Source organism: Paenibacillus sp. NRS-1781, from assembly GCF_050467745.1.
Taxonomy (GTDB): domain Bacteria; phylum Bacillota; class Bacilli; order Paenibacillales; family Paenibacillaceae; genus Paenibacillus; species Paenibacillus terrae_A.
Genome location: NZ_JBITPI010000067.1, coordinates 23644 through 30692, shown reverse-complemented (window position 1 = coordinate 30692; position 7049 = coordinate 23644). Strand labels below are relative to the sequence as shown.

The following is a 7049-nucleotide window of genomic DNA, read 5'->3' as shown; positions in this document are numbered from 1 at the left end:
TTCCTCCTCTCCCCATGCAGGGAAAGGATATATCCGGTATTAGCTACCGTTTCCGGTAGTTATCCCAGTCTCATGGGCAGGTTGCCTACGTGTTACTCACCCGTCCGCCGCTAGGTTGTTTGAAAAGCAAGCTTCTCAAACAACCCCGCTCGACTTGCATGTATTAGGCACGCCGCCAGCGTTCGTCCTGAGCCAGGATCAAACTCTCCATTAAAGACCAACCGAAGCTGGTTTATAGAAAGAGCGATATGCTCATTTTGAAACTGACGAGATAAAATATCTCTTTGTTTGCTTCCATTTTATACAGCCTGACGGCATGTACCAAAATCTCAGCTTTGGATTTTGCAAGCAAAATCCGTACTCACTCGTTGTTCAGTTTTCAAAGATCAAACCATCATATTCTCTTACTTTGTTTCACCACCGCATCTCAGCGGCGACTTGATTAATATAACATACATTTGGGATTTAAGTCAACACTTTTTTAAAATTATTTTTCAATTTCATTTCAGCGTTATTCTCAAAAAAAATTCCCGGGCTTTAAGGGCCGAGAACTAATGTATCATATAATCGAATACCCCGTCAACTATATTTTAAAACAAAAGCATTTTTTCACTTGCCCTTGCCAGAAAGCTCCGCATATTAAACAATCCTTGTTCCTTGATTAAACTCTATATACACTCACATAGCCTGTCCAAACAATATCATTTTCAATCCCAGTAAAAGTGCAATTCCAGGCAATCCCAAAACCGTTACGGACCCCATCGTCACCGGATTAATAGGGATATACACCTGCGTGACCCACCCCGAATAATTAATAACATACAGCGCAATTGCCGCCAGAGTCATATGTGCCCCAAACACAGTAAGCCAGCCGATACCCAGACGTTTTTTGAGGATTAGATATGACAGCACCACAACGCAAGCAATCAGAACAAGCCAAACAGCGCCTCTCATTCGGCTCTCCGTTTATGAACACGATCTGCGTCATTGGCATACCCTGGTTCATCTGCGGGCAGGTGGAAACGATGTAGCCCTTGCTGTTTGGCACATTTTAAATGTATCTGATATTTACGCTCCGCAGCTTCCAGAACAAAAATGGCATAGTCGATTGCGTCCTCGCCTGTAGCTTCATGAAATAACCGATGCGCTCTTAGCCACTCCGCATGCGAAGCCCGAATCTGGGCAAATAGCTCCTGACGATTCTCTGCTTCCGATTTGCCGTGTTCCTGTCGACGAAAATTTTGCTTCACCCGTTCCCACATCCATTCATCCTCCTCACAAGCTGAATTATGTGACAGTCTGTAAGACTACCTTATTCATACTTATTTAACAGAGGACAAACTTAGAACAGGAACCATCTAACCAGTCATATCATCACAAAATAAAAAAGGAGCCATAACGGCTCCCTAATGTGTCGAGAAAATCCATAAGATTTATCGGCACTAAAAATATCTATAACGTATAGTTGTACTTATTAGTTCAGCTCTCTGCGACCTTCCAGCGCTTTGGACAGCGTAACCTCATCGGCATACTCCAAATCCCCGCCTACCGGCAATCCGTGAGCAATACGAGTAACCTTGATTCCAAAAGGACGCACCAGCCTGGAAATGTACATGGCCGTCGCTTCTCCTTCAATGTTCGGATTCGTAGCCAAAATCAGCTCTTTGATGCGTTCATCACTAAGCCTGTTCAATAATTCCTTGAGCTTGATATCTTCTGGACCAATCCCCTCCATAGGAGAGATCGCCCCGTGAAGCACATGATAAAAGCCGTTAAACTCCTTGGTACGCTCCATAGCTACCAGATCCTTGGAATCCTGAACAACACAAATGACGGAAGCATCCCTCGTCTTATCCTGACAGATCCGACAAGGGTCCGTGTCCGTAATATTGCCACAGACGGAACAGAAGTGAAGATTGCGTTTCACATTGACCAGTGCTTTGGCAAAATCAATCACATCGTCTTCCTTCATTTTCAGAACGTGAAAAGCCAACCGGGCGGCCGTCTTAGGCCCCACCCCCGGCAGGCGCGTAAATGCATCAATCAGCTTTGCAATCGGCTCCGGATAATACAATAGTGTGCTTCTCCTTTATGCGCAGTCTAGAACAGGCCCGGAATTTTCATCCCGCCTGTAAATTTACCCATATCATCATTAGCCAGTTCATCTGCTTTGGACAAAGCATCGTTGACAGCAGTCAACACGAGGTCTTGCAGCATTTCCACATCATCAGGATCTACAGCCTCCGGTTTGATTGTGATGGAAAGCACTTTTTTATGTCCGTTTACCTCTACAGTCACAACACCACCGCCGGAAGTACCTTCAATTACTTTTCCGCCAAGCTCCTCCTGGGCTTTCAGCATTTGCTCCTGCATTTTTTTCACTTGCTTCATCATTTGGTTCATATTGTTCATTTCAATCATCTCCTTTAATGAAGTATACATCCAGACACTTTGATTTTAATCCTTTATAACTACCAGATCTTCACCGAAAAGTTCAATAGCTTCATCAATCCAGGGTTCCTTGGACTTTCCCGGCGCGTCATGCTCCTGCTCCAGTTGGAATTCTTCGGCAGGCTGGTCGGGAACTCCTTCAATCGCAGCATTCCAATCCTTTTGCATCATTGTCACCAGACGATAGGGATGACCCAACTGTTCGTGCAGAACCTTTTCTATGACCTGCTTGTTGGCAGGCTTTTCAGTAGTTTCACGGTGAATGTTGTTCTTAAACGCCACGAGTACGCTATCCTCTAATACAGACACTGGCTCGCCGTCCATAAACCATGCATGAACTGTGACTTTCGCTTCCTTGACTCCCTGCAAAATTTGGCTCCACTTACGCCCCGCTGCCGCAAATGCCTCTCCCGACTTCTCGGCGATATAGCGATCTAGCTGCGAAGGAAGCTTGACTGGCGCAGAAATCCGCGGAGCGGGAGCGCGTCCCCCGGGAGCCTGACGGTTCCCAGATGATGCATCCTGCCCTGCCCCGGCAGCCAATCCGCCTTGCAGTGCGCGTTCCAGCTTCTTCTCCAGCTCAGCAAGCTGGCGCTTCAAAAAGGCTACATCCTCCTGATTGGCAGCAGCACCGGAATGCTGTATGGTTGGCTGAGCAGCGGCTCCAGCTGCCCCAGGAATGCTGCACAGCTTCAATAGTGCCACCTCAAACAAGGTTTGCGGCTGAACGGCATACTTCATCTCGCTCTGATAGCGATTAAGCGTGTCGATCATGCTAAAAAGCTGCTCCTTGGTAAAAGCTTCTGCCACTTCCTTGAACTGCTCTGGCTCCAGCACGCGCTCTGTCATTTTAGTTGCCTGCGGTACCATCTTAATCATAAGCAGATCTCTGAAATAGTACAGCAGATTTTCCATACATTTATCTGCGCTTTTACCTTCTTGCATAAAGTTCTCAATCATTTGCAGTACTGTGCCGACATCTTCTTTCAGCAATGCCAAGGCAAGCTTGGCGAATTGTTCAGACGCAATACCTCCCGTCATATCCAACACCTGCTGATAAGTAACCCGACCGTCTGTAAACGAAGATATTTGATCCAGAACGCTAAGTGCATCCCGCATTCCACCATCTGACAGACGTGCAATGTACTGTAATGCGTCCGAATCAGCCTCTATGTTCTCCTGTCGACATATGAGATCAAGCCGCTCCGTCTGCTCCTCTAGCGATACCCGCCGAAAGTCAAAACGCTGACAACGCGAAATGATCGTCGCCGGAATCCGGTGCGGTTCTGTCGTAGCCAATATGAACATCACGTGTGGCGGCGGTTCTTCCAGCGTCTTAAGCAACGCATTGAACGCTTCCGTCGTCAGCATGTGCACTTCATCGATGATATAAACCTTGTGCCGTACTTCCGTCGGCGCATATTTGACTTTATCGCGCAAATCACGAATCTCTTCAACGCCCCGGTTGGAGGCTGCGTCAATCTCCTGTACATCCATGACCGCTCCGGCCGTGATCCGTTTACAGGCTTCGCATTCGTTGCAAGGCTCCGGCGCCGGTCCATGCTCACAGTTAATTGCCTTGGCCAAAATTTTGGCCGCACTCGTCTTACCCGTTCCTCGCGGACCGCTGAACAGGTAGGCATGGGACGTGCGATTTTCGCGGATGGCATTCTGCAATGTCTGGATAATATGCTGTTGTCCTACCATGTCCTTGAACGACTGAGGCCGCCAAGCACGGTACAACGCTATATGTTCCAATGCGCGTTACCCTCTTTCCCATTCACTTTCATAAACATTATGTTCACTTCATTATACTATACTCCCGTCCGAATCTAAACCGGACACCTTTCAATCTAAGAGCAAAAGAAAACCGCCTTATGAAAAGCGGTTAAACTAATCCTTTTTAAGTGGATAATAAATGAATTAAGATAATTTTTTGGTCAGAATTATTTCCAACGGCTCATTTTCGAGTAATAAACACCCTGCATCCCTATATCCTAATTTTCTATAGAAGTGCTGAGCCTCTTCATTTGCCAGAGTAGATGTCATAACCAATTTGAAGCCCTTTTGTTTCATTTGATCTTCCCAAAAGAGAACAACTTGCTTACCTACACCCTTGTCTCGATATTGTTCATCGACCCAAATCATATTTAGGAAAGGTGTGTTGTCCCAAAAGTATCCATACCTCATCCATCCGATATTACTTTCATCTTGGTTCCGCAGTATGTATATTTCATTTCCCTTTATTTTTACCTGTATTAAGCTCTCTGAAATATGATGGTCACGGTCTCGTATGTATCCATAGTCTGAATCAGTGGCAAAAACAATTCTCATCTTTATTCCCCCTTTATGCCACATTAATAACAGAAAAACATGAATGTAATTAAACATCGCTAAGCACAAAAAAACATCTTCGCAATGACTGCCAAGATGTTCTAATTCCTAAATATAAACCGTGCACCCGTTATTGATCGTTGTGATCCGAGCGGCAAGCCTGAACAACAACTCGGGCTAGGCCACCCTCCGGCACAAGAGTGATCTCGCTTATGGCTGCTTCCTTCCGGACCTGACCAGGTTCACAAGTACTCATTGCGGAGGACCCAACCGTCAACATTGTGGGCAGGGACCAGCCTCACATCAACAACACCTCTAACAGGAATTCAACCTCGCTATAGCGGATTGCGAGTTACAGGGCACCGCTACCTCCCCATCTAGCACGGTGAAAATAAGTATATCTCAAGGCCGCACAAAAAGCAAACATCCTCAACAAAAAGAGCCCTCTGCAATAGCAGAAGACTCTAATAACTTTATAACCTGCGGTAGTCGATTAGATACCGTATTTCTTCTTGAAACGATCCACACGGCCGCCAACATCAAGGAATTTCTGCTTTCCTGTGAAGAATGGGTGGCAAGCGGAGCAAATCTCCACGCGCAGAGAACCTTTCACAGAACCGGTTTCGAACGTATTTCCGCAAGCACAAGTGACATTAGTTACGTTAAATTTCGGTTGAATAGCTTGTTGCATTGAACTTTCACCTCTTTCCGCCCTGAACGTCCTATCAGCCCAGAGTTGTATGAACACATGTTCACATTATAGCACCTGGATATGAGCGTTTCAACAACTCTTTTGTGTATCCAAAAATGGCGTAAAACAGGTGCAATCCAACCCGCTATTGACCGTTTTAGGCCTTGGCAAATTTGGGACGCGCCAGCCCTTGAGGCGGTACGTGGGTGTAAGACCCGATAACGACATCGGGCAGTTCCTCCCGGTAAATCTCAAGCATTTGCTTCATGCCAAGAATCTCACCTTGGGCAGGTGGAATCAGCTCCAGATAGCTTTCAGGATCAATATTCAGGTTGCGCATCTGAATAAGCTTGAGCTTTGTGCGTTTGGCAAACTCAATCATCGCTTCGATTTCTTCCTCGCGGTCTGTCACGCCCGGAAAAATCAAATAGTTAATCGACGTATATACTCCCTGCTCGGAAGCATAACGAAGTGATTTTTCCACATTGGCTAACGTGTAACCACGCGGCTTGTAATACGCATTGTAATGGTCGTCCAGCGCGCTAATCGTGCTGACCCGCATCAGATCAAGTCCAGCATCTACGATTCCACTGATATGATCGTTCAAGCCTGCATTCGTATTAATATTGATGTATCCCATATCTGTAACGGAACGGACCTCTTTGATCGAATCTATAATCAATTTGGCCTGAGTAGAAGGCTCACCTTCACACCCTTGACCAAAGCTAATAATGGACTCCGGTGTTTTCAAATGCTCCAACATGACTTCCACAATCTCATCGACACGAGGGCGGAAGTTCATTCTCGTCTGAGGGGATACAAAACCACTGTCATCCGGCTGTTCCGATATGCAACCAAAGCATCCGGCATTACAAGAATAAGACACCGGAACTCCACCCTCCCAGCGATTCAGGAACGTGTTCGAGGAAGTAAGACACTCATAGCCTAATGCACAGTTGGACAAATGTTGGTACAGCCGATTTTCCGGGTACTGCTCTGTCATCCGCTGCACGCCCTGCTTTACCTCGTGGCGGTCACAGTTTTCCGGATTCCATTTGGACGGATTATCGCTCCGCTCTGCCGTTACATAAAAAGCTCCATCCTTCCAGACCACGGCCGAATAGCCGAACAAGGGGAGCTTATACTCCTTATCGGTCTTCACATACCCTGGCAGGCACAAGCGTGTAAAGCCTTGAGGTAACAAAGCCCCTACTGCCTGCATATCGCCCGGCAAGGAAACCATTTCCCCGGAATTAGGGTTCATACCGACCGGGCGTGTGTTGGGCAGACTTACCAGCGTAGCACCTTCCGGTAGCGGAATAAGCTCATCTTCCATGATTTCAACAACCATGTCCGCACTGCGGGCAAGCCCATACAAAGAAGCATGATCATATACATTGCCTTTTTCGTCGGCATACACCAAATACATTGTGGAGCTCCTTTCGTTCCGTCAAGCGCACGCCTTAAACCAATCGAACCGTGACGGCTGCGTGCTTGAGGAACAGATAAATACCTATCATGGAAATGACGATTATCCATAAACTGATCATTGTTATTCAGGGTAGCTATACTG

8 protein-coding genes, 1 rRNA gene and 1 other RNA gene are annotated in these 7049 nt (G+C 46.6%); all 10 read right to left on the bottom strand.

What is annotated here, in order from left to right; translation table 11 throughout:
• Window positions 1-214, bottom strand: a 16S ribosomal RNA gene (locus ACIFO6_RS22400); the annotation flags it as partial.
• Between the two features lie 464 nt (window positions 215-678).
• Window positions 679-954 carry a pro-sigmaK processing inhibitor BofA family protein gene (locus ACIFO6_RS22395; protein WP_430044037.1) on the bottom strand — a complete coding sequence of 92 codons (276 nt, stop codon included), beginning with the start codon at window positions 952-954 and terminating at the stop codon, window positions 679-681.
• Entirely contained in the window at window positions 951-1262 is a 312-nt protein-coding gene (locus ACIFO6_RS22390) for a DUF2508 family protein (protein ID WP_430044034.1), read from the bottom strand. The genes ACIFO6_RS22395 and ACIFO6_RS22390 overlap by 4 nt, the downstream gene beginning before the upstream one ends.
• Window positions 1263-1474: 212 nt before the next feature.
• A complete protein-coding gene (recR, locus tag ACIFO6_RS22385) occupies window positions 1475-2074 on the bottom strand; it encodes a recombination mediator RecR (protein ID WP_044646883.1) in 600 nt (199 codons plus the stop codon).
• A gap of 26 nt (window positions 2075-2100) precedes the next feature.
• A complete protein-coding gene (locus ACIFO6_RS22380) occupies window positions 2101-2412 on the bottom strand; it encodes a YbaB/EbfC family nucleoid-associated protein (protein ID WP_013308226.1) in 312 nt (103 codons plus the stop codon).
• A gap of 45 nt (window positions 2413-2457) precedes the next feature.
• Window positions 2458-4209, bottom strand: coding sequence for a DNA polymerase III subunit gamma/tau (dnaX, locus tag ACIFO6_RS22375; protein WP_430044031.1), 1752 nt, complete (start codon window positions 4207-4209; stop codon window positions 2458-2460).
• 165 nt (window positions 4210-4374) lie between these two features.
• Window positions 4375-4785, bottom strand: coding sequence for a GNAT family N-acetyltransferase (locus ACIFO6_RS22370; protein WP_430044029.1), 411 nt, complete (start codon window positions 4783-4785; stop codon window positions 4375-4377).
• Window positions 4786-4904: 119 nt separating this feature from the next.
• Window positions 4905-5171, bottom strand: an RNA gene (gene ffs, locus ACIFO6_RS22365) — signal recognition particle sRNA large type.
• 107 nt (window positions 5172-5278) lie between these two features.
• Complete coding sequence (rpmE, locus tag ACIFO6_RS22360) at window positions 5279-5476, bottom strand: 50S ribosomal protein L31 (protein ID WP_044646880.1); 198 nt, start codon at window positions 5474-5476, stop codon at window positions 5279-5281.
• Window positions 5477-5633: 157 nt separating this feature from the next.
• Window positions 5634-6905 carry a radical SAM protein gene (locus ACIFO6_RS22355; RefSeq protein ID WP_430044028.1) on the bottom strand — a complete coding sequence of 424 codons (1272 nt, stop codon included), beginning with the start codon at window positions 6903-6905 and terminating at the stop codon, window positions 5634-5636.
• Window positions 6906-7049: the final 144 nt, after the last annotated feature.

Bases quoted from the DNA above. Each gene is read 5' to 3' on its own strand.
- ACIFO6_RS22395 (WP_430044037.1), bottom strand. From the start codon at position 954: ATGAGAGGCGCTGTTTGGCTTGTTCTGATTGCTTGCGTTGTGGTGCTG.
- ACIFO6_RS22390 (WP_430044034.1), bottom strand. From the start codon at position 1,262: ATGTGGGAACGGGTGAAGCAAAATTTTCGTCGACAGGAACACGGCAAA.
- ACIFO6_RS22380 (WP_013308226.1), bottom strand. From the start codon at position 2,412: ATGAACAATATGAACCAAATGATGAAGCAAGTGAAAAAAATGCAGGAG.
- ACIFO6_RS22370 (WP_430044029.1), bottom strand. From the start codon at position 4,785: ATGAGAATTGTTTTTGCCACTGATTCAGACTATGGATACATACGAGAC.
- rpmE (WP_044646880.1), bottom strand. From the start codon at position 5,476: ATGCAACAAGCTATTCAACCGAAATTTAACGTAACTAATGTCACTTGT.
- ACIFO6_RS22355 (WP_430044028.1), bottom strand. From the start codon at position 6,905: ATGTATTTGGTGTATGCCGACGAAAAAGGCAATGTATATGATCATGCT.